Origin of the sequence: Marinifilum flexuosum, assembly GCF_003610555.1 — a bacterium.
Lineage (GTDB): Bacteria > Bacteroidota > Bacteroidia > Bacteroidales > Marinifilaceae > Marinifilum > Marinifilum flexuosum.
Genome location: NZ_RAPQ01000015.1, coordinates 77,559 through 100,909, shown reverse-complemented (window position 1 = coordinate 100,909; position 23,351 = coordinate 77,559). Strand labels below are relative to the sequence as shown.

The 23,351-nt window shown below is 36.8% G+C and carries 23 protein-coding genes; 9 read left to right on the top strand and 14 right to left on the bottom strand.

Features of this window, described 5'->3' with window-relative positions:
* Positions 1-138 precede the first annotated feature (138 nt).
* From BXY64_RS21165 to BXY64_RS21155, 3 genes are all read left to right on the top strand, one after another.
* The gene (locus tag BXY64_RS21165; RefSeq protein WP_120241970.1) at positions 139-1,059 is read left to right on the top strand and encodes a DUF4238 domain-containing protein; all 921 of its coding nucleotides are present in this window, start codon (positions 139-141) and stop codon (positions 1,057-1,059) included.
* A 162-nt stretch (positions 1,060-1,221) separates the two neighbouring features.
* Positions 1,222-1,803 (top strand): hypothetical protein, encoded by a 582-nt coding sequence (locus tag BXY64_RS21160; protein ID WP_120241969.1) that lies wholly within the window; start codon positions 1,222-1,224, stop codon positions 1,801-1,803.
* 107 nt (positions 1,804-1,910) lie between these two features.
* The gene (locus tag BXY64_RS21155) at positions 1,911-2,336 is read left to right on the top strand and encodes a hypothetical protein (RefSeq protein WP_120241968.1); all 426 of its coding nucleotides are present in this window, start codon (positions 1,911-1,913) and stop codon (positions 2,334-2,336) included.
* 157 nt (positions 2,337-2,493) lie between these two features.
* Here the strand turns inward: BXY64_RS21155 and BXY64_RS21150 are convergent, their stop codons facing one another.
* From BXY64_RS21150 to BXY64_RS21110, 9 genes are all read right to left on the bottom strand, one after another.
* Entirely contained in the window at positions 2,494-3,420 is a 927-nt protein-coding gene (locus BXY64_RS21150) for a CsgG/HfaB family protein (protein WP_120241967.1), read from the bottom strand.
* Positions 3,421-3,983: 563 nt separating this feature from the next.
* Positions 3,984-4,964, bottom strand: coding sequence for a chorismate synthase (locus BXY64_RS21145; RefSeq protein WP_120241966.1), 981 nt, complete (start codon positions 4,962-4,964; stop codon positions 3,984-3,986).
* 28 nt (positions 4,965-4,992) lie between these two features.
* Positions 4,993-5,541 carry a GNAT family N-acetyltransferase gene (locus BXY64_RS21140; protein ID WP_120241965.1) on the bottom strand — a complete coding sequence of 183 codons (549 nt, stop codon included), beginning with the start codon at positions 5,539-5,541 and terminating at the stop codon, positions 4,993-4,995.
* 147 nt (positions 5,542-5,688) lie between these two features.
* Positions 5,689-6,117: a DUF523 domain-containing protein gene (locus tag BXY64_RS21135; RefSeq protein ID WP_120241964.1), complete on the bottom strand. Its 429-nt coding sequence runs from the start codon at positions 6,115-6,117 to the stop codon at positions 5,689-5,691.
* Positions 6,118-6,129: 12 nt separating this feature from the next.
* Positions 6,130-7,407 carry a 3-phosphoshikimate 1-carboxyvinyltransferase gene (gene aroA, locus BXY64_RS21130; RefSeq protein ID WP_120241963.1) on the bottom strand — a complete coding sequence of 426 codons (1,278 nt, stop codon included), beginning with the start codon at positions 7,405-7,407 and terminating at the stop codon, positions 6,130-6,132.
* Positions 7,408-7,417: 10 nt separating this feature from the next.
* Complete coding sequence (gene aroB / locus BXY64_RS21125; RefSeq protein WP_120241962.1) at positions 7,418-8,461, bottom strand: 3-dehydroquinate synthase; 1,044 nt, start codon at positions 8,459-8,461, stop codon at positions 7,418-7,420.
* A 317-nt stretch (positions 8,462-8,778) separates the two neighbouring features.
* On the bottom strand, positions 8,779-9,867 hold the full coding sequence (locus BXY64_RS21120; RefSeq protein WP_120241961.1) for a bifunctional 3-deoxy-7-phosphoheptulonate synthase/chorismate mutase type II: 1,089 nt from the start codon (positions 9,865-9,867) through the stop codon (positions 8,779-8,781).
* Positions 9,868-9,950: 83 nt separating this feature from the next.
* The gene (locus BXY64_RS21115; protein WP_120241960.1) at positions 9,951-10,847 is read right to left on the bottom strand and encodes a prephenate dehydrogenase; all 897 of its coding nucleotides are present in this window, start codon (positions 10,845-10,847) and stop codon (positions 9,951-9,953) included.
* Between the two features lie 3 nt (positions 10,848-10,850).
* Positions 10,851-12,014: a pyridoxal phosphate-dependent aminotransferase gene (locus BXY64_RS21110; protein ID WP_120241959.1), complete on the bottom strand. Its 1,164-nt coding sequence runs from the start codon at positions 12,012-12,014 to the stop codon at positions 10,851-10,853.
* A 942-nt stretch (positions 12,015-12,956) separates the two neighbouring features.
* Here BXY64_RS21110 and BXY64_RS21105 point away from each other — a divergent pair.
* The 6 genes from BXY64_RS21105 to trpA all read left to right on the top strand — a co-directional run bounded on the left by BXY64_RS21105 (position 12,957) and on the right by trpA (position 19,600).
* A complete protein-coding gene (locus BXY64_RS21105; protein WP_120241958.1) occupies positions 12,957-14,357 on the top strand; it encodes an anthranilate synthase component I family protein in 1,401 nt (466 codons plus the stop codon).
* Between the two features lie 3 nt (positions 14,358-14,360).
* The gene (locus tag BXY64_RS21100; protein ID WP_120241957.1) at positions 14,361-14,930 is read left to right on the top strand and encodes an anthranilate synthase component II; all 570 of its coding nucleotides are present in this window, start codon (positions 14,361-14,363) and stop codon (positions 14,928-14,930) included.
* A 114-nt stretch (positions 14,931-15,044) separates the two neighbouring features.
* Positions 15,045-16,031, top strand: coding sequence for an anthranilate phosphoribosyltransferase (trpD, locus tag BXY64_RS21095; protein ID WP_120241956.1), 987 nt, complete (start codon positions 15,045-15,047; stop codon positions 16,029-16,031).
* Between the two features lie 3 nt (positions 16,032-16,034).
* On the top strand, positions 16,035-16,832 hold the full coding sequence (gene trpC / locus BXY64_RS21090) for an indole-3-glycerol phosphate synthase TrpC (protein WP_120241955.1): 798 nt from the start codon (positions 16,035-16,037) through the stop codon (positions 16,830-16,832).
* 155 nt (positions 16,833-16,987) lie between these two features.
* Complete coding sequence (gene trpB / locus BXY64_RS21085; protein WP_120241954.1) at positions 16,988-18,799, top strand: tryptophan synthase subunit beta; 1,812 nt, start codon at positions 16,988-16,990, stop codon at positions 18,797-18,799.
* Positions 18,800-18,850: 51 nt separating this feature from the next.
* Positions 18,851-19,600: a tryptophan synthase subunit alpha gene (gene trpA, locus BXY64_RS21080; protein ID WP_120241953.1), complete on the top strand. Its 750-nt coding sequence runs from the start codon at positions 18,851-18,853 to the stop codon at positions 19,598-19,600.
* Positions 19,601-19,790: 190 nt separating this feature from the next.
* Here trpA and BXY64_RS21075 read toward each other — a convergent pair whose 3' ends face one another.
* The 5 genes from BXY64_RS21075 to BXY64_RS21055 all read right to left on the bottom strand — a co-directional run bounded on the left by BXY64_RS21075 (position 19,791) and on the right by BXY64_RS21055 (position 23,016).
* A complete protein-coding gene (locus tag BXY64_RS21075) occupies positions 19,791-20,303 on the bottom strand; it encodes a DUF3124 domain-containing protein (protein WP_120241952.1) in 513 nt (170 codons plus the stop codon).
* A 111-nt stretch (positions 20,304-20,414) separates the two neighbouring features.
* Positions 20,415-21,419 (bottom strand): S41 family peptidase, encoded by a 1,005-nt coding sequence (locus tag BXY64_RS21070; protein WP_120241951.1) that lies wholly within the window; start codon positions 21,417-21,419, stop codon positions 20,415-20,417.
* Between the two features lie 73 nt (positions 21,420-21,492).
* Positions 21,493-21,984, bottom strand: a complete 492-nt coding sequence (locus tag BXY64_RS21065; RefSeq protein WP_120241950.1) for a hypothetical protein — start codon at positions 21,982-21,984, stop codon at positions 21,493-21,495.
* Between the two features lie 52 nt (positions 21,985-22,036).
* Positions 22,037-22,723, bottom strand: a complete 687-nt coding sequence (locus BXY64_RS21060) for a WG repeat-containing protein (protein WP_120241949.1) — start codon at positions 22,721-22,723, stop codon at positions 22,037-22,039.
* The gene (locus tag BXY64_RS21055; protein ID WP_120241948.1) at positions 22,723-23,016 is read right to left on the bottom strand and encodes a YciI family protein; all 294 of its coding nucleotides are present in this window, start codon (positions 23,014-23,016) and stop codon (positions 22,723-22,725) included. The genes BXY64_RS21060 and BXY64_RS21055 overlap by 1 nt, the downstream gene beginning before the upstream one ends.
* Between the last annotated feature and the right edge of the window lie 335 nt (positions 23,017-23,351).

The following is a 23,351-nucleotide window of genomic DNA, read 5'->3' as shown; positions in this document are numbered from 1 at the left end:
ATCCTTTATTTGGAATTATTCTGCGAAGAAAATTCAACTCTCTTAATAATGTTTTGTTAATTTTATCAAACGAAAGGATAAAACACTTTTACGTTGTGTGTAACTAAAGAAAATATAACCCAGATTTAAGAATCATTTATGGCTAACAATATAACAAAGAGACAGCATTATGTATGGAGGAATTATCTTAGGGCTTGGGCAAATGATGATGTGATATATGCATACATCAAGATGAAGCAAGATATTATTCAAACTGAATTAATGAATGTTGCTCAGAAAAGATATTTTAATAATATTGAAAAATTTGATGCAACTGAAGAGAAATTTCTGAAGTATACGTGTTCTAAAATAAAAGGACCTATAAAGAAAATTGTTGATGACCTTTTCGCTATTTTGGATATTTATAATGGAGTAAAAAAGATTCAAGAAGAGATTACTGATGAAGTTCCCAAGCCATTAGAAGAAATAGAAAAGAACGGATTTGAATTATTACATTCAGAAATTGAAGGGCATGGGAGCAATCTAATTGCATGTAGAAAGAAAGAAGATTTATACTTTTTTGATAATGAAATGCAAAAATATAAAGCTCTAATGTATATATGTTTTCAGTATTTTAGAACTAAGAAGCAAAAGGATTCTCAAATCAAAAACTTTGAAGGTACTCCACTTGATATTGGAAAGATATATAATTTCCTAGCCATTACTAGTGCCGCACAAGTGGCTCAGAATATTTCATTTGACCCTAAAATACGGTATTGCTTGTTAGAAATAACAAATAATGAAATCAGTTTTATCACTGGTGACCAACCTGTAATAAATTTGGTAGCTGACGACGTGGATGATGAAGGTGGAGCTAAAGATTTAGTTTTTTATTACCCTATTTCACCTAAACATGCGATAAAAATTGAATTTAATGATTTAGGTGAGAAATATCAACACCGTGAATTGTCGGTTGAAGAAGTTGATGATTTGAACAAAAAAATGATAAATGAATATCATGAATTCATTTTTGCGGATTCTCATGAACAATTAAATAGCTACACACAACATTTTGTATAAGTAATGGCAGGCGATGTGGAGAATTTCAAGGTTTGTAGCCCGCTCAATCTGCGTAGCGGTTTGACAGGAAAGTGCCCCTTAATCTGCCACTACTCATACAATTTACCGTTAGGTGCAATTTAGATAAAGTCAATAATATTAATAAAATACAGGAGGGAATATATGAATTTTTCAAATTTTGATAATGATATAATTTCATTAATAAAACCAGATGGAACTATTATAGAGAATATAAAAGCCCTAGTTGAAACTGGGACAATACATATTAGTGACGTAAAATTGCCATTAGAGGAAGGTGATAAGATTTATAGAAAATTGCCTAGTGGTTTGGTTGATACTTATGTCGTGATCGACAAAGGTTATTATTCAAAATTTGGTAGTATCCCCGCTCATTATGAGGTAAAAGTGAGGAAAGAATGTAGTATTCCCGAAGATAAATATCAATCAATTGTAAATATATATAATGTTAACGGTATTAATTCAAGAGTAAATATTAACTCAATAGATAATTCTAGTAATATATATAATGATCCAAGCTTACTCTTTGAAGAAATAAAACAAACTCTAGAAAGTATTGCAGAGAAAGAAATACAAGAAACATCTTTACAGTTACTTGAAGATTTAAAAAACACTCATAATACACCTGATTTCATAGGCAATTATCAAAAATTCATTTCAACCCTCGCGAACCATATGACTATAATCGCTCCTTTCATTCCAGCATTAACACAGCTGATTAGTTAAATAATATTTCTACAGTAATAATTCTGTTGAGTTTATCAAACAACAGTAGTTCTTTACTACAAACAACAGGGAATAATTAACGATGGTTTAATGTAAATTATAAAAATATGATGGATGTTAGGGAAAGATTTCCAGAACTGCTTCAAACAAGAGAATATGTAAAACCTAAAGAAACAGTGTCCTATGAGGAAATTAACTTTAGAGAATTCGCAAAGCAAATTTTTAAATCAGACGACAAGTTTATTGAGTTAAATGACTTTGAAGTAATTCGACAATCTATCATCTCAACTTTCGGCAATGACACAAGTTGTTTTGAGGAAAAAGGTGAAATAGAAACCTTTAAGATAAATAACTTGTTCTTCTACCAACCGACAGTTGGAATAGATGGTCCACAATATTCTCATGTAGATGATCCTGTTTTTGTCATAAAATTGAAACATAGGAATATTTTATATAATGGATACCATAGAACATTTGCTAATATTATAAAAGATGTAAAAACGATTGATGCATTAACAATCAAATTAGGTTAAAAACAGCACCTAACAAAAGTAACCGTTGCACAACCAAGTAATATTTCAAAAAAATAAGATAAAAGCCTTAAAAGTATGCGGAGGGGCAAGCTTTTAAGGCTTTGTTTTTACAGTTGATTTGTTATGTGTTTTGATTTTGTTATGTAATTAGAATGCACTATTTCACCCTCACAAAATTGCCTTTGGCAAATCCGCTTCCTTGCACAATGGAACACTTGGAAGCTTTTCCATTTCCTACACTGGCATCGGTAATTTTTATTTCTCCTATTTTGGTATCCACACTTCCCAAGGAGATGCCTGTGTCGGGATCAATCAGGTCTTCTCCTTTGCTGTAAACCGCAAATACATCACCCACTTTAAGGCCATCGGCTTCTCCTGAGTTGATAAACACAATTCCTCCTTTTTCGGTGATTACTTTGGCTTGCCAAGGAATGTTGTTGGCGTTGTTATCTATCATGGCTACTACATCTTCAATGGCTTCACGAGCTGCTTTCCCAACCAATGATTCATCAAAATCTTTCCTGTCCTTAAAGGCGAGTTTATTGGTTCTTAGCTTTAATCCTTTTGCCGATTTCTTTTTGCGTACATTTTCTGCAGTAATAATTTCTCCGGTGTTTGTGTTTACCATGCGAACATCAACACCAACAACGGCTTGCTGGTTCGAAACGCCAATACCCAAGCCTTTAATGGCACCTCCGGTTTCTCCCTTTTTGTATCCAAATTCTGATACCGATCCGATTACAGCAATCTCAACACCCAACACCTGACCAATTTTCGCAGCGCTTTGTTGTGTAACTCTACCAGACTGACCAAAGTCTTGTTCGTTTAAGATACGGTCGATTTCGGCACGTTCCATTACCCTGTAGTTACCTGATTTAACCAATGCAGTGGTCAGCATATCGCTAACTCCATCGCCAACTCCTTTGTTGTTCCACCATCTCCAGCTTTTATCGGTTTTATCTTCAAACACAAAGACAGCAATTCGCTTTTTAATCTGTGGTTGTTGTGCTGAAACTTTAAAAGCTATGAATGAAAACAAGACAAGCAAAGCACTTATCTTGATTAGATTTCCGATTTTTTTCATTTTGGTTTAAGTTTAGTTAATATTCTAAAAATCAACAGATAGAAAAGTAAGTTACGGAAATTTGTGGAGCTTGTAAAGGGGGAGAAGAAGATCATCTTTCTCAGCTAAATTCTATTCTTTATACACAAATCTGAAATAATTCGTTTGATTTAACAATGCTGAATCATTTAAAGTATTTTCAAATTGATTGTTTCCCTTTTAGGGAACCGAAGCGAAGTGTAGCTCGTGAACACATTAAGTGTGAACAAACTGTCGACAGACAAAAGGGTGAGATAAGAAAAAATAATCAAAAATACACCCTTCTCCCTGTCGGGATCTTCCCTAGAAGGGAAGAATTTAGGATCAAACGATTGTATATATAATTCTTCTTCATACTATATTCTGGAAAATAAAGGTGCATAAGGGGTCGCCTAGAGGAAAGGGAAAAATATTCGCAGGTTTTATTCCATTGCCTCGGGTTTCAACCCGAGGATAAAATAGATTTCAAAAAAAAGAGACACCCAAAGGCATCTCTTCTCATTGATTGAAACATAGGTCTTAATATAACATGCAGCGACCTAATATTATCTTCTTGCTTGATCGATTAGTTTTAAGTCTGCCAGTGCAATGGCAGCAGCAGCTTCAATAATCACCGGGATGCGAAGTGCAATACAGGCATCGTGGCGACCTTCAATCAGCAGTTCTTCTACTTTTCCTTTGGCAAAGTTCATGGTGTTTTGAGTTTTCCCAATGGATGAGGTTGGTTTGATGGCTACCCGGAAAACCAATTCATTGCCATTGGTAATTCCTCCATTGATACCACCCGCATGATTGGTTTCTGTTTTTCCAGTTTCATCGATAAAATTATCGTTGTGCTGGGAGCCTTTCATTTTGGCAGCTTCGAAACCCGAACCAAATTCAATTCCTTTTGTTGCAGGAATGGCAAAAATCAGATGAGAAATCATTGATTCAACCGAGTCGAAAAATGGTTCTCCATATCCGATAGGAAGATGGTTTGCTTTACACTCCACAATTCCTCCAATTGAATCATGTTCAAGCAGAGCTTCTTCAATGGCAGCATCGAAATCGGTTCTACCACCAATTTCAGTTAGTTTGGCATCAATGTTAACATCGCCTAAGATCTTTTTCGCTACCACACCCGCTGCTACAATTCCCAGGGTAATTCTTCCTGAAAAGTGACCGCCTCCTGTGTAGTCGTTGTTCTTTCCAAATTTATGCTGCGCAACAAAATCGGCATGTCCGGGACGTGGACTGTCCAATAAATTGCTGTAATCCTTCGATTGGGTATTCTTGTTTCTGAACAGGATAATGATTGGAGCTCCCGTTGTTTTGCCTTCAAAAGTTCCACTTAAAATGGCTGGTAAATCTTTCTCAATTCTTGGAGTGGTTCCTCTTGCTCCAGATTTTCTGCGACCTAAATCGTGCATTAAATCTTCTTCTGTTAGAGGAATTCCTGCCGGACAACCATCAATGGTTATGCCAACCCCTTTACCATGTGATTCACCAAATATGCTTAATCTGAATATTCTTCCGAAATTGTTCATGTTCTATGTTTCTTATGCTATGTGTGCTCTAAATTAATGTTTTTGTCATGATAACATTGTCAATATATTCGCCATCATGTGTTTTTATGAATTTTTCTTGCCGACCATTCTCCTCAAAACCAAATTTTCGATACATATGTAAGCCTGATAAGTTGGATCCAAATACTTGTAGCCATAAAAGTTCAATTTCCTGGTTTCTTTCGTAGCAATCAATCATTTTCTGAAACAGAAGAGAGCCAACGCCATTGTTTTGCCAAGCTTCATGAACACCCATACCAATATATCCTGTGTGCTGAAGCATGCTTCTTCGGCTGGATGTTACATCAATATTGCCAATAATTTCACCTTCATATTCCGCAATTAGCAATAAACTGTTTGGAGCAGAGTTTAGGCCTTTAATCCAGTTTTCAATTTCTGTATTCGACTTATCAAATTCCTCTCTTGTAAAAGGAATGGTAACTCCATTGATATAGGAAAGAATACAATTTCTAAGTGAATGAGCATCCGAAATGCTTGCCTCACGAAGTGTAATTTCTTTGCCAGATTTGCTTGTGTGTATAGAAGGCTCGACTTTCATCGTTAGTGTATTATTTTATTCTTTAAAGTTCGTTTCATCTGTTTATATTTTTCTGTTATTTGCCAGATGGAACTCTCGATGAATTTTAATCATTCTCTTGTGTATAATTTAGAATGCTAAAATTGATTTCACGATTTCCACTTCGTTTCAATTCATGTTCGTTTCATTTTTGATTTCAATTCCTTGCTTTGACAATAGTTCGGCGGTCAATCCTTTTCCTTTGATTTTCTTTCCCGTAAAGCTGCCATCGTAAATCATTCCACATCCACAAGATGGACTATTGGCTTTTAAAATGGCTTGTTTGCTATCCAGAATTTTTGCAATCTCGGCTACCTTTTCAGCTCCTAGCAGGAATTGTGCTGTGCAATCAACTCGATCCTTTGTCATCACCTTTAATTGATTGTCCTCTTTCACAATTTCGCAAGGAGTTCGTGGGGTAGACAAGCCTCCTAATTCCTCAGGACACAATGCAATGGCTTTTCCCGATAAAACCAGTTCTTTGATTTCAGCTACCAGGTTGTCATTTCCATCGTATCTGCATTTTACTCCTGCCAAACAGGAACTAACTATGATCATTGATATTGATTTTTATACAAATTGACTTTTGAAATAGAATTCGGCAACGCCACCACCAATCTTTCTCAAATCCGTGAAAAAATCAGGATAAGACTTTGCAACACAATCATGATCACCAATTTCCACTGGATATTTCGAATTTAATCCGGCAACAGCCAATGCCATTGCAATCCTGTGATCGTTATTACTGTTTGTGATGCCGCCAATTAATCTTCCTCCCGGAATTACCATTTCATCGCCTTCAATTCGAATAGGTACGGCAAGTTTTCCAAATTCCTTCTGCAGAACGATACTGCGATTGCTCTCCTTGTGCTCCAGTCGATGTACTCCTTTAATTCTTGTGTCGCCATTACAATGAACCGCTAAAGATACCAGAGGAGGGAAGAGGTCAGGACAATGAGTTGCATCAAATTCAAAGGCGTTTAATCCTTTCTTTTCAACCGTCAGGCTATTGCCATTCCAATGTAAACTTGCTCCGCATTTTTTCAAAGCATCCAAAATGGCAATGTCGGCCTGGTACGAATATGGATTCAAATTTTCAAGGGTAAGTTTTCCTTTTAATGCTCCTGCTACCAAAAGTGGTGCGGCTGAACTCCAATCTGCTTCAACTGTGTATTCTATGGATTTGTACTGCTGATTTCCTTTGATGGTAAAGCGCTTGTAATTCTCATGATTGATTTCAATTCCAAAATCCTTTAACAAATCAATGGTCATATTAATATAAGGAATGCTCTTGAGGTTTGTTGCCTCCAGAATCGTATCTTCTTTTCTGCAAGGCAATGCCATTAAAAGACCTGTTAAGAACTGAGAACCCAATGCACCATTAATCACAGCTTTATTATTTTTATATCCACCTTCCAACTGGATGGGAAGTAATCCTTTGCCGGGATTTTTACATTCTATGCCCAGGACTTCCAGTCCTTCAAGAATATTGTGAACCGGACGTTTTAGAATACTTCCTCTACCGTTGATGCTTACTGGTTCGGGATTTAAAGCCAGAATGGGAGAGAACATTCTTAATGATAAGCCTGATTCTCCTACCATTACTGATTTGGCAGCATTATCTTCATTGCTTTTTACAATAATTTTGTGTCCCAAATCAGTAACATCAGCACCCATTTTTTGAATGATATTGCTTGCGGCAGTGGCATCATCGCATCGGCATGGATTTAGAATAATTGTTTCACCTTTTGCCAAAGCGGCTGCGGCCAATGCTCTTTGCATCATGCTTTTTGAGCTGGGAGGAGTGATGCTCCCTTTTATATTTGAATTTTGAATTCGAACTCTCATTGTTTTGTGGTTATTGTATTGGTTTTGGGTCTTTGCAAAGCTGAATGACCTTGCTTTTTAAATCTTCAATTGGAATTGACTTGATGCAAGCTTCTCCAATTTTTGTTAATAAGATAAAGTCAATAGAAGAGCGATTCTTTTTCTTGTCTTTGATCAGAAAATCATTAATGACTTCCGCTGGAACTTCATGATCAACAGGTAGCTTGAATTTTTTGAGAAGCGAGATGACCTCTGAACTTTCTTCTATATTCAAACCACACATTTCTTCTGATAATTTTGTTGCCAAAGCCATTCCAACAGATACAGCCTCACCATGTGTGAGGTCAGAATTGTTTTCGATGGCATGACCAATGGTGTGACCAAAATTCAGCTTTTTACGCTCACCTCTTTCAAATGGATCATTGTTTACCACATCAGTTTTGATAGAGACTGCTCTGAAAATCAAATTTTCCATTAGTTCCGGCTCCAACTTCAACAGTGCATCCTTATTGTCTTTCAAAAACTCGAAAAGATCTTTATCCTTAATAAAAGCATGCTTTATCACCTCTCCAAATCCACTTCTTACTTCGCGCTCAGGCAGTGTTTTTAGCAGTTGTGGATCGCAAATTACAAACTGGGGAGGATTGAAAACACCAATCATATTTTTGAGCTTGCCAAAATTGATTCCGTTTTTTCCACCAACACTTGCATCTACTTGCGATAAAAGGGAAGTAGAGATGAATCCAAACTCTAATCCTCGCATAAAGATAGAAGCAACAAAGCCTGTAACATCACAAACCAATCCGCCACCCATTCCCAATAGGTAACTGTTTCTATCGGCTCCGGATTCAAGCAATTTGGCTACAATCTTCTCTGCCGATGACCAGGTTTTAATCCCTTCGCCACAGCCAATTACGATGTGATCAAAGTCATCTATAAAACTTTTGTAATGAGCGTATATATTTTCATCGCAAATTAAAAAGCACTTCTTCTCAGGCAAGTATTTTTTAATGTTAAGATAAGATTCACCAATTAAGATTGTGCTGTTCTGATTTTCGATGTGTATGCTTTTCATTGTTTAGAGTAATTAGTAGGTTCGTATTTGGCAATGCGAATCAAGAGTTGAAACAACTGATTGGTTATACAATAATAAATTTTATAATATTTTCAAGTTGAGTTTTTCTCTTTTAGGGAAAATCCCGACAGGGAAAAGGGTGAAATAAGAATAATTTAATCAAAAATACACCCTTCTGGCTGTCGCCATCTTCCCTAAAAGGGAAGAATTTAGAAATAAACTTTTCTGTTATATTTTAAACTCTACTTTCAATTCTTGACTTGTTTTTAGCAACCAGTCATTACTATTAACTAACGACTAGTCACTAATTATTTCTGTTACGAATTCATGATATCTTCCTGCTGGTTGATTGATTCCTGGTGAATTGCTTTGAACAAATTATTAATGAATTGTTCACTGAATCCTTTTTTCTTCCCGTTTTCAAGGCTCTTTTCAAGAATCTGTCCCCAACGTTTATTTTGTAATACAGTAATGTTATTTTCTTTTTTGTAATGACCAATTGTTTTGGCAACCTGCATTCTGTTTTCCAGTAATTCCAAAAGTTTCTGATCGAAGTCATCAATTAAGTGTCTCAATTCGCCAAGAGTATTATTGATCACCTCATTGTCAGCTTCAGGATCACGAAGCACTAAGTTAGCTAAAAGTTCTTCAAGTGTCTTAGGAGTCAGCTGTTGTTTTGCATCACTCCATGCTTCTTCTGGTTTGCAGTGCGATTCAATAATCAAACCTTCGTAGTTCAAATCCATCGATTTTTGAGTCACTTCTTCCAGGTAAGCTCTGTCACCGGTAATGTGGCTAGGATCGCAGAACATTGGCAAGTTTGGCAATCTTCTTTTCATTTCAATTGGAATCTGCCATTGCGGATCGTTTCTGTACTTTAACTTTTGGTAAGTTGAGAATCCACGGTGAATTGCAGCTAGTTTGGTTAAACCTACTGCACTTAGTCTTTCAATTGCTCCAATCCATAATTCCAAATCTGGATTAATAGGATTTTTTACCAAAACCGGAATATCATGACCTCGTAATGCATCTGCAATTTCTTGTACTGCGAAAGGATTTACAGTAGTTCTTGCGCCAATCCAAAGAATATCAACACCTGCACCAAGAGCCAATTCAACATGTTTTGCGTTGGCAACCTCAGTTGCAGTTAGCATTCCTGTTTCAGCTTTAACCTTTTGTAGCCAGATTAATCCTTGTGCACCAATTCCTTCGAAACTATTCGGGCGAGTTCTTGGTTTCCAGATACCTGCGCGGAAAATTGGAATCCCAGCTGCTTTAATTCCTCTTGCTGTTTCCAACACTTGTTCTTCCGTTTCAGCACTACAAGGACCACCAATAATTAATGGTCTGTCAATATTTTCGATTGGCCAACTGCTTAGTTCTGCTATTTCAATTTTTTTGCTCATGCGATTTTGATATTTACTCTTTTTCCGAGTGATTAAAAATTTGGTTTATTTCTTTATACTTATTCCTTAATACTTTATCCTTTTCAGGCTCTTCTTATTCTTTTTGCATTCTTAATGGTTTCAGCTTCATTTCTTTCTTTTTCATCTAAAACCCTACGAATGTCATTGGCTTCATTAATTAAATCATCAACTCCCTCTAAATCGTCATTCTCAATTCGATCTTTAAATTGCTGTAGTGTATCGATATATTTCTGAAGAACCTTTCCAATGTTCTTTTTGTTCTGATGGAAAATTGGAGTCCACATTTCGGCCGAACTTTTTGCCAATCGAACGGTAGAGTCGAAACCACCACTTGCCAATTCAAAAATGTGTTTGTCTTTCTTTTCCTTCTGCAAAACGGTTAGCGATAAGGCGAATGCGCTGATATGCGAAAGGTGAGAAACATAGGCAGTTTGTCTGTCGTGTACCTCTGCATCCATGTAAACGCATCGCATTTGTAATGTGTGAAACATGTCGCTAATCATGTTAACCGCTTCTTTGTCCGAATCTTCAGGATTACAAATAATAGAGCATTTGCCATCAAACAATCCAGAGTGTGCCGCTTGTGGCCCAGAGAATTCGGTACCCGCCATTGGGTGGGCAGGAACATACTGCTTTCTCTTTGGATGATTTGCTATGGATTCTATCAACTGTTCTTTGGTCGATCCCAAATCGGTTACAATCTGTTGGTCTACCAAGTCCATGATTTGTGGAAGAGATTTAATGCATGCACTTACCGGAATGGCAAGAATAACCAAATGAGATGATTCAATCGCAGTTTTTAAATCCTGGATTTCATCTGCAATACCCAACTTTTTGGCTTGATGTGCATGCATTGGATTATTGTCCACTCCAATCACCTTGTCAGCAAATCCCCTTTGCTTTAAATCCAAAGCAATAGAGCCACCAATTAATCCTAATCCTATAACTGAAACTATCATTTTTTATTTTTTTCTTGATTTTTCGATACGTTGAATTGCTTCATTGATTACAGATTCACTGCTGCATAAAGAAATTCTGATATACCTTTTTCCTTGCTCTCCAAAAATTCCTCCAGGAGTAATAAATACTTTTGCCTGCTTTAAAATCTCATCACTTAATTCGTAACAATCTTTGTACTGTCCAGGAATTGATGCCCAAACAAACATTCCACTTTGATCCTGACTTGGCTTACAATTGATTAATTTCATCAATGAAAAAACCAATTCTCTTCTGGTTTTGTACACCTGGTTGATCGATTCGTACCAGCTTTTGTCATGACTTAGTGCTTTAATGGCAGCTTGTTGTACCGGATAGAACATTCCAGAATCCATATTGGTTTTTACTTTTAAAACCGGCTCCAGAAGTTCTTTGCTTCCGCAGATCATTCCAACTCTCCATCCTGGCATATTGTGCGATTTGCTTAATGAGTTCAGCTCCAGGCAACAATCTTTAGCTCCTTCAATACTCATAATGCTCATTGGCTGATCGTTCAGAATAAAGCTGTATGGATTGTCATTTACAATAAGGATTTTGTGCTTTCTTCCAAATGTAACAATCTTCTTCAACAAATCTTTACTAGCTCTTGCTCCAGTTGGCATATGTGGATAATTGATCCACATGATTTTTACCTTCGATAAATCTCTTTTTTCCAATTCATCAAGATCTGGTTGCCAATTTTGCTCTTCGCAAAGTGGATAAGAAATGATTTTACCACCCAGTAAATTGGTTACCGACTTGTAAGTTGGATAGGATGGATCTGGAATTAAAACTTCATCACCCTCATTTAGGTACGCCAAAGAAGTTATCATGATACCTTCCTTAGAGCCCATAAGAGGAAGAACTTCACTGTCAGGATTAATATCCACATCAAAATAGGTTTTGTACCAGTTCGAAAAACCTTGGCGTAGTGCAGGAATTCCCTGGTAACTCTGGTATCCATGACTTTTTGGATGAATACATGCTTCCTTAAGAGAGTTCCATGTATCTTCAGAAGGAGTCATATCAGGATCTCCAATTCCAAGGTTTAGAACTTTTACTTCACCCTCGTTCATGCGAGCAATCTCCTTCAGTTTTACCGAGAAGTAGTACTCCTTAATCACTTGGGTTCTGTTAGCTGGTTGAATCATTTCTATTGTTTGTTAAAAATTTGGTTTTGGTCATATAAAAAAAAATCCTGCTCTTTTCAGGCAGGATCTTTTATACTTTTTACTTGAGTTATGGTATAAGGCATCCTGCCCGATTTGTGTTAAACCAGAAATAATAAAAGTAAAATCGGTATGTGAATGCTTTGTTACTCATGCTTCAATTTATTCAATAAAAAAAGGCCTTACCTGTTGGGCAAGACCTTTGATTTATATTCTTTGTATTACTACATATCAATTCTTGCCCTTATCTTGTTGGATAAAAGTAAAACCAGAAATAATAAAAGTTAGAAATGTATGTAGTTACTGTTTTCATCGCTGTTTTGTGCGTTAATTCTGTGTCAAATGTATGAATTAATTTTTTACCCGCAAATTAAAATAGCTTTACTTAATGAAACGTTAACGTTTGAGTAGGTTAATTTATATTGCTCTTTAGTTAGTAAAATCAGGCTTTTCAGATCTTTTTTAAGAATTTTAATTTTTCTTTTATTGTCATGAGATTATGGGGGAGGGTTTTGAAAATTATCGCTTTTATAAATGTTAACCCTTTTTATAAAGGGTATGATGGAGATAATCTTAAAATCGAATATGAGTTTTAAAAATTAATAAAAAAATCACATTCGCTTCGAAGTTCAATGTTTATAGGGGATATAGAGCTTGTTGAGCATGGGGTTTTAAGCTAGGTTGAAAAATTGGATTTGGAATTTGAAAAAATAATTCTTTAGATTTGTAAAGACAAAAAACGAAAAAAATGTTCGGATTGAATAGCAAATATTGGTGGTGGCACAACTGTAATCTCTCAAATACCATGAGCGGAAGTGTCCTCCCTATGTGCTAAAATCAGACGAAAGAAAAGATAAAGCAAGCGGCCTACTGAAACTCAGTAGGCCGCTTTTTTTTTAACCAATCCTGAAATAACTATTAGTCATGATAAAATTTAAATACCTGAAAAAAGAAATGCTTGCCGATGTAATTACACCGGTGAGTATGTATCTAAAACTTCGAGATCGCTTTCCTGGTGCGATTCTATTGGAGAGTTCGGATTATCACAGTCCGGAAAATGCAAGTTCTTTTATTGCCTTGGAACCAATTGCCAGTATTCAGTTAAAAGATGGTGATTTAATTGAGGAAGTTTTTGGGAACAAACAACATATTGATGCAAGAGGAAAAGGCAAACGATTTGTTTCGGATCGATTGAAAGCTTTTGTAAATCAATTTGATTTGGAAGACAAGGAGAATGTGACCAAAGCCAATGCCTTGTTTGGATACACAGCCTACGATGCTGTGCCTTTTTTCGAGGATTTAGAATTTAATACAGGTAAAAAACAATCCGGAATTCCGCAAATGCGCTACTCTCTTTATCGTTTTATCATTGAGGTAAACCACTTTAACAACACCTTGAAGATTATCGAGTTGGTTGAGAATGGAAATGAATCCAGAATTCGTGAAGTGTCTGATTTGTTGAGAAACAGAACTTTGCCTGCTTTTACGTTCTCACTGGAAGGACAAGAGCAATCCAATATGGACGATCAGACTTACATGGATATGGTAAGCAAAGGAAAACAACATTGCAGGAGAGGAGACGTTTTCCAGATTGTATTGTCAAGACAATTTTCACATGATTATAAAGGTGATGATTTTAACTTGTATCGTGCACTTCGATCAATTAATCCATCGCCTTATTTGTTCTATTTCGATTATGGTTCGTACCGTATTATGGGCTCTTCGCCTGAGGCACAAATCGAAATCAAAAACAAGAAAGCATACATCCATCCAATTGCCGGAACTTTTAAACGTACTGGTGATGCGGTAAAAGATGCAGCTTTAGCAGAGGAATTGCTTAACGATGAGAAGGAGCAAAGCGAACACGTAATGTTGGTGGATCTGGCAAGAAATGATTTGAGTCGTGATGCACAAAATATCAAAGTAGAAACCTTCCGCGAGGTACAATACTTTTCGCATGTGATTCATCTGGTGTCGAAGGTATCTGGAGAGTTACCTGATGATTACAATCCTTTCCAATTAATGGGAGATACTTTCCCTGCAGGAACCTTATCGGGAGCACCAAAATACAGAGCCATGCAATTGATTGATGAGTATGAACCAACTGCTCGTGGTTTTTATGGTGGTTGCATTGGAGCTTTAGGTTTTAACGGTGAAGTAAACCAAGCCATCATGATTCGTTCTTTTCTGAGTAAGAACAACAGATTGTACTATCAGGCTGGTGCTGGAGTGGTAGAAAAATCGAGTGAAGAGAGTGAATTAAACGAGGTAAGTAACAAGCTGGCAGCTTTGCGTAAAGCAATGGAATTGGCACAAAATATTTAGACTATGAAAATTTTAGTATTAGATAATTACGATTCGTTCACCTATAATTTGGTCGAATATCTGCGAAAGCTTGGAGCTAATGATATTGAAGTTTACAGAAACAGAGAAATAGAATTGAAAGATGTAGACAAGTACGATAAGATTTTATTGTCGCCAGGGCCTGGAATTCCAGATGAGGCAGGCATTCTAAAAGACTTGATTAAAGAATATGCAGCTACAAAATCGATTTTGGGTGTTTGTTTGGGAGAGCAGGCCATTGCAGAGGTTTTTGGTGGTAGTATCGAAAATTTGAATACGGTATATCATGGTGTGGCAACTTCTATTTTCAGAACAGAATCCGATCAAGGAGTTTTAAAAGGAATTACCCAGGAATTTAAGGCAGCAAGATATCATTCGTGGAATGTGGTAGAGCAGGATTTGCCTGATTGTCTTGAAATTACTTGTCGTGATTCGGAAGGTGCAATTATGGGAATTCGCCACAAAGAATATGATGTAGAAGGTGTTCAATTTCATCCTGAATCAGTTTTAACTCCCGATGGAATGAAGATGATTGAGAATTGGCTGAAAAAATAAGCTACAAGAGACAAGCTTCAAGTTATAAGCTTTCGTAATACATTCTTGAAGCTTGCGGCTGTATAGTAAAAAGAATTCTATAGGTAGAATGATCATTAAAGAAAAAAAAAGAAGATGCGAAATATATTACAACACTTATTCGAACACAAAAGCCTGAAACAAGAGGAAGCCAAGGAGGTTCTGATTCAGATTACCAAAGGGGAATTCAATGAATTTCAAATCACCTCTTTTCTAACGGTTTTCATGATGCGTAGCATTACGGTTGAAGAGTTGACTGGTTTTCGTGAGGCATTATTGGAACTTGGAATTCCTGTTGATTTATCGGAATACAATGGAGTTGATTTGTGTGGAACCGGTGGCGATGGCAAAAATACCTTTAACATATCAACCTTGGCATCCTTTGTTGTAGCCGGAGCAGGAGAAATGGTTACCAAGCATGGTAACTATGGTGTTTCTTCGCTAAGCGGTTCTTCAAATGTAATGGAAGAATTGGGTTACCAGTTTAAGAGCAAGGAAGAAGATCTGAAAAGAGATTTGGACAAAGCGGGTATTTGCTTTTTGCATGCGCCATTATTCAATCCTGCCATGAAGAATATTGCTCCAATTCGTCGTAACTTGGGAGTACGAACTTTCTTTAACATGCTGGGACCCTTGGTGAATCCATCTCGACCTAAGCATCAGATTGTAGGAGTGTTCGATTTGGAGTTGGCACGTTTGTACCAGTATCTATTACAACAAACCGATTCAAAATACACCATCATTCATGGTATTGATGGTTACGATGAGGTTTCCTTAACCGATAAGGTAAAACTGATTGGAAATGGCATGGAAGAATTGTTGGAACCAGAGGAATTGGGATATAGAAAACTAAATCCAAGCGAATTGCATGGTGGGGAAAGTGTAGCGCAAGCAGCTAAGATATTTACTGATATCCTGAAAGGAGATGGAACAGATGCACAAAATGCTGTGGTGACCCGAAATGCAGGTTTGGCAATTCACTGTTTGCATCCTGAAATTAGCAGGGGTGATGCAATTGCAAGAGCGATTGAGTCTATAGAATCTGGAAAGGCATACGAGGTGTTAAAGAAATTAACGAGGTAGAAGATGAGTGCAAAAGCAAATATATTAGATCGGATTGTTCAGAAAAAATTGTCTGAAGTTGCTGTTCAAAAAATGAAGCAGCCTATTTACCAGGTAATGAGTGAGGAGAATTTCAAGAGAAAGTGCTATTCGGCAAAAGAGTCGATAACAAAAGCAGGAGCCTCTGGTGTAATTGCTGAATTCAAGCGTCAATCTCCTTCAAAGGGTGTAATCAATGGAAGTGCAACTCCAAATGAGGTGGTTGGAAAATACCAGCAGGCCGGTGCTTCTATGGTTTCGGTCTTGACAGATGAGAGTTTCTTTGGCGCAAAAGCAGAAGACTTTGGCACAGCCAGGAAAACTCTGCAAATTCCACTTCTTCGCAAAGAATTCATTGTCGATCCTTACCAGATTTACCAGTCGAAGGCAATGGGAGCTGATGTGATTCTTCTGATTGCAGCCATTCTAACCCCACAACGGTGCAAAGACTTCGCATTCCTGGCAAAGGAATTGGGTATGGAAGTACTTCTTGAACTTCACGATGAATCGGAATTGGAGCATGTAAATAAATTTGTGGATTTGGTTGGTATCAACAATCGAAATCTAAAGACTTTTGCAGTAGATACCGATAAGTCGATTCAACTGGCCAGCAAATTGCCTGAAGATATGATTCGCGTGGCAGAGAGTGGCTTAAGCAACTCGGGTATCGTGAAAGAAATGAGAGACAAAGGATTTCAGGCATTCCTGATGGGAGAGTACTTTATGAAACAAGAATCGCCAGGAGAAGCCTGCAAAGAACTAATCAGAGAGATTAATAATTGACAATGAATAATAAATCAAGCATGTGATGTGAGATACAAATTTGTGTAATAACATGTTTTCGATTTAAAATTTAAGTGAAAATTATAACATATAGCTGCCAATTTCCCTTTTCCAGGAGGGATTAAGGGGGGTGTGAAAAACTCAAATTAACCAAAATGAAAATTAAAGTTTGTGGATTAAAACATAGCAAGAACATCAAGGAGTTAACGCAATTGCCAATCGACTATGCAGGTTTTATCTTCTATCCAAAATCACCAAGATATGTTGGTGAAGAATTTGATGCTGCAATTCCAGCCCTATTTTCCAAAAGCACTCGTAAAGTTGGGGTTTTTGTGAACGAAGAATTGGATGTTTTATTGGCAAAAGGAAAGAAATACAAGCTGGATGCCATGCAATTGCATGGTGGCGAATCAGCAGAATACTGCCGAAAAGTAAAAGAAGCAGGTTTTGAGGTGATTAAAGCATTTCAGATGAATGATAGCTTTCAATTTGAGAGCTTGGAAAAATATGGAAATGTGTGCGATTTTTTCCTATTCGATACCAAAACAGAAAACTATGGCGGTAGCGGCAGAAAATTCAACTGGGAGCTATTGGAAAATTACAAAGGATCGATCCCATTTTTCCTGAGCGGTGGAATAGGAGCTCAAGATGCGGAGCAGATTAAACAATTGTCACACGATAAGCTTTATGCTCTGGATCTGAATTCAGGATTTGAATTACAACCTGCAAAGAAAAATGCAGATCAGTTGGAGATCTTCCTAAACAAATTAGAATTGAATACAATGAACAAAGATAAATATGCAGTTGACGAAAGAGGTTACTATGGAGAGTTCGGTGGAGCTTACATTCCTGAATTACTTCGTAAAAATGTAGATGAACTGCAAGAGAATTACCTAAAGATATTGGCCTCGGAGCAATTCAAGAAAGATTATGCTCGTTTGTTGGATAACTATGTAGGTCGTCCTACACCATTAACCAAAGCAGGAAATCTGTCAAAACGATATGGAACCAATATCTATCTGAAACGTGAGGATTTAACTCATACCGGAGCGCATAAAATCAACAATACCATTGGGCAAATTCTATTGGCCAAGTATATGGGCAAGAAGAGAATTATTGCCGAGACCGGAGCGGGGCAGCATGGTGTTGCTACAGCTACAGTTTGTGCCTTGTTTGGTTTAGAGTGTATCGTTTATATGGGAGCTTTGGATGTAGAAAGGCAAGCACCCAATGTGGCCCGTATGAAAATGTTGGGAGCGAAGGTAGTTCCTGCAATCTCGGGAAATCAAACTTTGAAAGATGCTACCAACGAAGCCATTCGTGATTGGATTGCAAACCCCGAGTCGTTCTATCTGATTGGATCGGTGGTAGGCCCACATCCATATCCTGATTTGGTAACGCGCCTACAATCGATTATTTCGAAAGAAATTCGTGAGCAGTTGGAAAAAGAGACAGGAAATCCAAATCCAAACTATGTAATTGCATGTGTAGGAGGAGGAAGTAATGCAGCTGGTGCATTTTACCATTATCTGAACGAGAAAGATGTGAATTTAGTAGCAGTTGAAGCCTCTGGTTTAGGTGTTGAAAGTGGAGAAACTGCTGCAACCATTACCATTGGTGATATCGGTTTTATCCATGGAAGTAAAACCATGTTAATGCAGGATGATGACGGACAAATTACCGAACCGTATTCCATTTCGGCAGGATTGGATTATCCAGGAGTTGGGCCATTGCATGCTCATTTGGCTGTTTCGGGAAGAGCTCAGTTCCTGTCGGCTACCGATGAAGAGGCACTTAATGCTGCAAAAGTGCTGGCAGAATCAGAAGGCATTATTCCGGCATTGGAATCATCACATGCATTGGCTGTTCTGGAAAAAATGCAGTTCAAAAAAGATGATGTTGTGGTAATCAACTTATCGGGGCGTGGCGATAAGGATATGGAAACTTACATGAAGAAATTCAATTAATATTTGAATTTCGTACAGACGCACGGCCGTGCGTCTCTAACAAATGAAATTATGAATAGAATCGATCAATTATTTCAAAATAAACAAAAGGATATTTTATCAATCTATTTTCCTGCGGGATATCCTAAACTGGAAGATACGCTTCCTACCTTACAACTATTGCAGGACAAAGGTGTTGACCTGGTAGAAATTGGCATCCCTTTTTCTGATCCTTTGGCGGATGGACCAGTAATTCAAACTGCAGCCAAGCAAGCCTTAGACAATGGTATGACTCTACAGATTTTGTTTGATCAGCTAAAAGATGCACGAAAAAGCATCACCATGCCTTTGATTTTAATGGGCTACTGGAATACCGTGTACAAATTTGGCGTTGATGCTTTTCTTGCAGAATGTCAAAAGGTAGGAATTGATGGCGTAATATTACCCGATTTGCCTTTGGAAGAGTACCAGGAAGAATACAAAGCAAAATTCGAGGCAGCTGGAGTGCACAATGTTTTGTTGGTAACACCGCAGACTACCGATAAACGATTGGTGACAATTGAGAAAGCTGCAAGTGGATTTCTATATATGGTTTCTACAGCTTCCACAACGGGTGGAGCACTGCAAGCCAGCAAAGAGCGTGAGGATTACTTCAAGAAAATTGCTGCCCTTGATATTCCATCTCTTATTGGTTTTGGAATACACGACAAAGTTAGTTTCCAGCATGCAGCCAGCTTTTCGAATGGAGCTATAATTGGAACCGCATTTATCAAAGCATTGGAAAAAGGAAACGCTGCAGAATTTCTGGAATCATTACAATAAAGAATTTCTGCCTTCAGTTCTTTACAGCCTGAAGGCAGTTTCAAATAGCATTTAAAAATAAAGCCAAGGCGATCCCTTGACTCTAACTATCAACCATTTTATAAGAGTACCGCACGTGATTTTTTCGTGCGGTATTTCTTTAGTGTTAATTTCTTCGCATGGTAATATTCAAAGGGAATGTGATAGATTCCTATTCAAATACTTGTACTCCTCGGGTTGTGTAAGACAGACCTTGCTGACCAGAGGTAGAAATCATTACAGCTTCGAATAAAGGAGGATTTTTATCATTGTTCATGGCCCAGTCAAAAATAAAATTTGCACCAGAACCTCCCTCGGTATCCTGCTCTTCAATAATAATTTCCAAAGTTTCAAGTGGCTTTAAATAAATGGGATTTTTTAGGTATTGCCTGATGTTTTCACCAACTGTATTGTAATAATTTGCCTTAAGCAGAAAAACCGAATCATTTACAGATACATTGCGGATGCTTACCGTAGTGGTAAGATCAAATGTTCTGTGTTCGTGATGATGATAGATGTGAGAATAAACCGGAAGGTATGTTTTTCCATGAAAATACTTCTCAATACTATCGATCTTGATTTCTTTGCTTTCCCAATTTGCTTGTTTAATAGGATATTTATTTGACTTGTCACTACAAGCCATTAAAATCAGGAGTAGAATCAGTATTTCAATTGTTTTTCTCATGTTCTCAATAATTTATTGACTGGTAAGTAATTCCAATTTTGAAGATACTGATTTTTTTAAATCACAATGTTCTTACACAAAAGAAGTTTAAAGAAATATATACTATTGGATTCACCACCAAATCTCAAAATACCGCAATACTTGTTCTATTTGATTTTCTTTGGTAAGGTAAAAGTCTGGAGCAATTCCATGTTTATCAATTTGGTTTACAGGCAATCCATAAATTTTAGTAGTTGGTGCTTGTATGTATACTTCATCTTTTATCACCTTGAAATGCCTGCAATTGCTGTAGTCCAAAGTGCCAGCCGTATTCTCACCAAATACTTTTACCTTAAAACTTTGTTTTGCGCAAAATACAAACGATTCGGCAGCGCTTCCCACTTTTCGATCTACCAATACTGCCACATGTTTTGGAAAATCATATACTATATTTACTCTTTGGTCGTTCATTCTCAAGAAAGGTTTCTTACTGTTTAACCAAGGAGCAGGGATTACCTGATCATCATATTCCTCTTTCCATTCACCTATATTCACTAATGAATCAACAAACTCCCAATTGGCTTTTGTAGCCAAGAATTCAACATTTCTATAGTACATGTCATTGGTGGCAATAATGGGTAGTAATTTTGAAAAGGCATCATCACCACCTCCCGTATTGCCTCTGATGTCAATGATTAAATTCTTTCTCTTGGATATGGAGTTGATGGCTTGGTATAGCAGACTATCTACGCGGCTTTTGTACATGAAGTGAGGAATTTTAAGATAACATGTACTATCATTCAGGTTTTTGAAATTAAACTCTTTGATTCGGTATTGTTTTTTCGCCACATACTTTTCGGCATCAAATTCATTAAGCTTTAGGTGATTGTCATCGAAAAAAGAAATGTAGGTTTTTAATCTCTTCTTTAAGGTTGATAAATCTCCAATGGAATCTTTCTCTAATTCCGTTTTAAAGATTTGGTAAAAACGTTCTTTGCCTTCGGTTTTATCCTTAAAACCAGCGTAGTTCTTTTCAATGGATGCGATTGCCTCTCTATACTTTGAATGATAATCTACTTGAGCGGACAAAGCTTGAAATAAGAATAAAATAAGTAGAGTAAGGGTAGTGTGTTTCATATTAATGAGTTAGTTGTTTCTTTTTGTTATATAATGGTTCTTCAAACATTTAATGAATCCTTCAGATTCTTTTTTAAAAATCCCACTCTTTTTGAATATAGCTTAGGCGAAGACGAAGCAACTCGTTGTTTTTGGCACCTTCATGCATCAATTTGTTGATGTGCTTTTTGTAGAAAAAAAAGCTGTATGCAAGTAAGCTAAGACCAATGGCAAAAACAATTCCCATCGATTCCCAATCCTTTTCTGCTTGCGTTACATTCACAACAATTTCTATTGACATGAAAAGCAAAAACATAACGAGCCAACCTAGCATCTTTTTCATAACCTCTTGTTTGCTTTTCTTGAACAATAGGCCAGGGGTTTCACCTTCTTTTAAATCGGCTTGCAATTCTTCAATGCATAGCTGTTTCTCCTCTTGAAGGATTTGTCTGTCGAAACCTCTTTCTTTTAATAGTTTACCTGCGATTATCTTCTTCTCGAAATTGTAAGCACCATCGTGTCTAAAATAAAAGAACAATTCATCTGTGCTTTCTTGTTCCAGTGATTTTTTTAGTGTTGTGTTCATGTGATTGGCTTTGTATGTTTACGATTTCCCAAAACAAGGGAGTAGTGGGGCTTTATTTTTCGACAGTTTTATACTGCTTTGATTCTATCTGCTTGAGCGAATAAATTGGTTCAATGATTTCATTCCCTTTCTTGTCAACAAATCCATAAGTACCAACGACAGTTTTGACCAATGCCAATCCTTCTTCAATTTCATTAAATCTTCCAACTTTTGAATAATTCGCAGGGATTACTTCATTGCCATTTTCGTTAACATATCCATAAGTACCAACAATAGATTTGACCAATGCCAATCCTCTTTCAATTTCATTGAATTTTCCAATTTTAGAGTATTCTGCAGGGATCACTTCTTTGCCATTTTTATCAATCAGTCCGTATGTACCAACGACAGATTTGACCAATGCCAATCCTTCTCCAAGTTCGTTAAATGTCCCAATTTTTGAATATTTTGCCGGGATTATTTCTTTGCCGCTTTTATCGATCATTCCATATTCACCGGTAATCGATTTTACCAATGCTAAATTTCCATTATCTCTGGTGAATTTTTCTATTTTCTTGTAGACTGCAGGAACAATTGGATTGCCATTTCGGTCTATCATTCCATATTCACCAGTAATCGACTTTACTTTTGCCCAATTCTCCTGGTATTCACCATACTCATAAATTTTTCTATAATCTGATTGAGAATAAACTGCAATTGAGCTTAAAATCAGCAATATAAAATTCAATAATTTTCTCATTACCTATTTTCAATTAAAAATTCCAATTCCTTGCAAGTTTTGCTCGGAACAAATTCAGTCAGCTCGTAATTCGCCAACTCGTTCTGTTTGAAAGGATCTTTTTCAATAATCGCTTCCAATTCCGATTTCGAAGCTACATTTGATAGAATGATTCCTCCGGTTCTTGGTATTTTTCGGCCCGAAGCCAGGAAATTACCCAATTCGTATTGCTCATTTAAAAACTCAATGTGAGCATTCAAAAATTGGTCAATTCGATCCAATTCGCTTTTGTAGTTTAAATTTATAATGAACATTTTTTCTCTTTTGTAATTTGTTTTTTGATCTATTTTGGAAGTTTACTTCTGCTTTATAAAGCACATGCTAGTTCGCCCTATCAAGGGACTTTTTATTGAATTTTTTCTCGTTAACAAATATTTGTATTATCGATGCTATAATTATTATTGAAGCACCAATAAACAACCAAGTTTTTTTAGATTCAATATTAAAATTTGAAAAATCAAAATTGAGAATATTTATAAGCATAGCTATAATAATCAATATTGATGATAGGTTTCTTTTTGTCATATTTTTTGTTTGTTATATGTTTCTTATTGCAGAGTAAGAGATACAAGTTCGCGTTGGCAGGGGG

What these genes read in the sequence shown, in the direction of transcription:
- trpA (WP_120241953.1), top strand. Translation starts at nt 18,851, where the DNA reads ATGAATAGAATCGATCAATTATTTCAAAATAAACAAAAGGATATTTTA.
- BXY64_RS21155 (WP_120241968.1), top strand. Translation starts at nt 1,911, where the DNA reads ATGATGGATGTTAGGGAAAGATTTCCAGAACTGCTTCAAACAAGAGAA.
- BXY64_RS21100 (WP_120241957.1), top strand. Translation starts at nt 14,361, where the DNA reads ATGAAAATTTTAGTATTAGATAATTACGATTCGTTCACCTATAATTTG.
- BXY64_RS21145 (WP_120241966.1), bottom strand. Translation starts at nt 4,964, where the DNA reads ATGAACAATTTCGGAAGAATATTCAGATTAAGCATATTTGGTGAATCA.
- BXY64_RS21110 (WP_120241959.1), bottom strand. Translation starts at nt 12,014, where the DNA reads ATGATTCAACCAGCTAACAGAACCCAAGTGATTAAGGAGTACTACTTC.
- trpD (WP_120241956.1), top strand. Translation starts at nt 15,045, where the DNA reads ATGCGAAATATATTACAACACTTATTCGAACACAAAAGCCTGAAACAA.
- BXY64_RS21165 (WP_120241970.1), top strand. Translation starts at nt 139, where the DNA reads ATGGCTAACAATATAACAAAGAGACAGCATTATGTATGGAGGAATTAT.
- BXY64_RS21135 (WP_120241964.1), bottom strand. Translation starts at nt 6,117, where the DNA reads ATGATCATAGTTAGTTCCTGTTTGGCAGGAGTAAAATGCAGATACGAT.
- trpC (WP_120241955.1), top strand. Translation starts at nt 16,035, where the DNA reads ATGAGTGCAAAAGCAAATATATTAGATCGGATTGTTCAGAAAAAATTG.
- BXY64_RS21070 (WP_120241951.1), bottom strand. Translation starts at nt 21,419, where the DNA reads ATGAAACACACTACCCTTACTCTACTTATTTTATTCTTATTTCAAGCT.
- aroA (WP_120241963.1), bottom strand. Translation starts at nt 7,407, where the DNA reads ATGAGAGTTCGAATTCAAAATTCAAATATAAAAGGGAGCATCACTCCT.
- BXY64_RS21160 (WP_120241969.1), top strand. Translation starts at nt 1,222, where the DNA reads ATGAATTTTTCAAATTTTGATAATGATATAATTTCATTAATAAAACCA.
- BXY64_RS21065 (WP_120241950.1), bottom strand. Translation starts at nt 21,984, where the DNA reads ATGAACACAACACTAAAAAAATCACTGGAACAAGAAAGCACAGATGAA.
- BXY64_RS21060 (WP_120241949.1), bottom strand. Translation starts at nt 22,723, where the DNA reads ATGAGAAAATTATTGAATTTTATATTGCTGATTTTAAGCTCAATTGCA.
- aroB (WP_120241962.1), bottom strand. Translation starts at nt 8,461, where the DNA reads ATGAAAAGCATACACATCGAAAATCAGAACAGCACAATCTTAATTGGT.
- BXY64_RS21115 (WP_120241960.1), bottom strand. Translation starts at nt 10,847, where the DNA reads ATGATAGTTTCAGTTATAGGATTAGGATTAATTGGTGGCTCTATTGCT.
- trpB (WP_120241954.1), top strand. Translation starts at nt 16,988, where the DNA reads ATGAAAATTAAAGTTTGTGGATTAAAACATAGCAAGAACATCAAGGAG.
- BXY64_RS21150 (WP_120241967.1), bottom strand. Translation starts at nt 3,420, where the DNA reads ATGAAAAAAATCGGAAATCTAATCAAGATAAGTGCTTTGCTTGTCTTG.
- BXY64_RS21075 (WP_120241952.1), bottom strand. Translation starts at nt 20,303, where the DNA reads ATGAGAAAAACAATTGAAATACTGATTCTACTCCTGATTTTAATGGCT.
- BXY64_RS21055 (WP_120241948.1), bottom strand. Translation starts at nt 23,016, where the DNA reads ATGTTCATTATAAATTTAAACTACAAAAGCGAATTGGATCGAATTGAC.
- BXY64_RS21140 (WP_120241965.1), bottom strand. Translation starts at nt 5,541, where the DNA reads ATGAAAGTCGAGCCTTCTATACACACAAGCAAATCTGGCAAAGAAATT.
- BXY64_RS21120 (WP_120241961.1), bottom strand. Translation starts at nt 9,867, where the DNA reads ATGAGCAAAAAAATTGAAATAGCAGAACTAAGCAGTTGGCCAATCGAA.
- BXY64_RS21105 (WP_120241958.1), top strand. Translation starts at nt 12,957, where the DNA reads ATGATAAAATTTAAATACCTGAAAAAAGAAATGCTTGCCGATGTAATT.